2 protein-coding genes are annotated in these 1523 nt (G+C 54.3%); both read right to left on the bottom strand.

Annotated features, from left to right (window positions below):
• Nucleotides 1-74 precede the first annotated feature (74 nt).
• Complete coding sequence (locus tag RS027_RS13460; RefSeq protein WP_311957757.1) at nt 75-503, bottom strand: hypothetical protein; 429 nt, start codon at nt 501-503, stop codon at nt 75-77.
• A gap of 232 nt (nt 504-735) precedes the next feature.
• Nucleotides 736-1413: a hypothetical protein gene (locus RS027_RS13465; RefSeq protein WP_311957759.1), complete on the bottom strand. Its 678-nt coding sequence runs from the start codon at nt 1411-1413 to the stop codon at nt 736-738.
• Nucleotides 1414-1523 lie beyond the last annotated feature (110 nt).

The following is a 1523-nucleotide window of genomic DNA, read 5'->3' on the forward strand; positions in this document are numbered from 1 at the left end:
GTAGTAGCCTGCTTATGCAGCTTGATGTCCATGAACCTGCTCCCGGATGAATTGCTGAAGAAGCTTTCTGGCGGCTAGCAGAGGATAACTCCTATAGGCGATGTGATCATCCGGGACCCTACAGCTAGCTCTTCTACGGCTCTGAGTGGAAGCATAGCCGCATAAGCGAGCGAGAAATCCTCGTTGAATATCACGCCCACCAAGAAATCGAATGGTGCGCTATCAAGATTACGAATTGCGCTGAGTTGAGTCGAGCCATTCTCAGGCGTTAGCCGTCGAGCCTTCACCTCATAACGCGCACCGGAGGCCGAGTCCAAAGCGTCAAAGCCAGCATTAGATTTCGTCACCAGATCGAGATTTAGCCCCTCAGCGACGAGTTTCTCGGCGTAATCCGCCACTGGGTTATTTGTACTTCGAGTCACGCCTCGATTCTTTAACACGCGTAGAACAGAGGCGTAGAGCCGCAAAAGCTGGTCATCAGTCAGCAACGCAAGATCTTGCATTAAGCCTTTCCCTCTACCTAACAGCTATTAGACTGCACGCTCGATATTCCATTTGAACACGTAGGCGCGTTTAATAATATTATCTAGCTCACCATTTTCTCATTAAGTCATTGAAACTCTTAAAACTCAATTTCCGCTTGGCAGTATAGCACCAATAATAACGCCACCCACATGAAACTACCGAAAAAGCGGCTGCGCTAATACACTCGCAACCACTTGAACTCCCCACAAGTTACGCTTGACGCTGCACATCACTTCCCACCAACATCTTAAGCACCAGCATCGCAAACTGCCGCCCGGTTTCTTCGTTTTCCAGCAGCGGCATGGTGAGGGTTTCCTGGTCTTTCATCGCGTCCATCACGGCTTCCTGCACTCTTGTCGGTAGCAGGCCGTGCATCACCTGCTCCGGGGTGTGGTTGTTGACCTGGGCCATCACCGCTTCGTCGCGTGAGATGCGGTCGGCGATGCCGGTGGCGAAGTGGATCTTGTCGTCGTCGCTGACTTCGGCGCCGTAGAGGTCGTTCATCCGCTCGATGATTTCGTCCAGGCGCTGCTTTTCCGGGTCGTGGGGTTTGCCGGAGCCGACGTCGCTGACCGGCTTTAGCGGGTCGCCTTCGGCGACTTCGAGCTGTAGGCGCTTTTCTTCGCGTTTGGTCATGCGGTAGTGGGTGAGTGACAGCTCGCTGACGTCGATGCTGTCGTCTTCCAGCAGGCGGTCGGTGCGCAGCAGCGGATGCAGATGGCGGGCGAACACGCACAGCTGCTCGAGCTCTTCATCGTCAAAGGTGACGATCTGGCTTAAAAACTCGTAGGTGCGCACAAAGCTTTGCAGGTTCTTGCGAAAGAGATCCAGCTCGTCCCGGGTGGTGCCGGCTTCTTTCAGCTCCTGCTCGGCGCCCCTGTGTGTCAACCTGAATCCATACACCGGCTCAGTGAGTTAAACTCGATTTCAGAGCCCGAGGTTCAGGAGCCCATATCATGCCTAAACCGCCAACCGAGCTGCCCGATCACCAGGTCACG

Source organism: Halomonas garicola, assembly GCF_031935715.1.
Classification (GTDB): Bacteria; Pseudomonadota; Gammaproteobacteria; order Pseudomonadales; family Halomonadaceae; genus Vreelandella; species Vreelandella garicola.

What these genes read in the sequence shown, in the direction of transcription:
- RS027_RS13460 (WP_311957757.1), bottom strand. Translation starts at nt 503, where the DNA reads ATGCAAGATCTTGCGTTGCTGACTGATGACCAGCTTTTGCGGCTCTAC.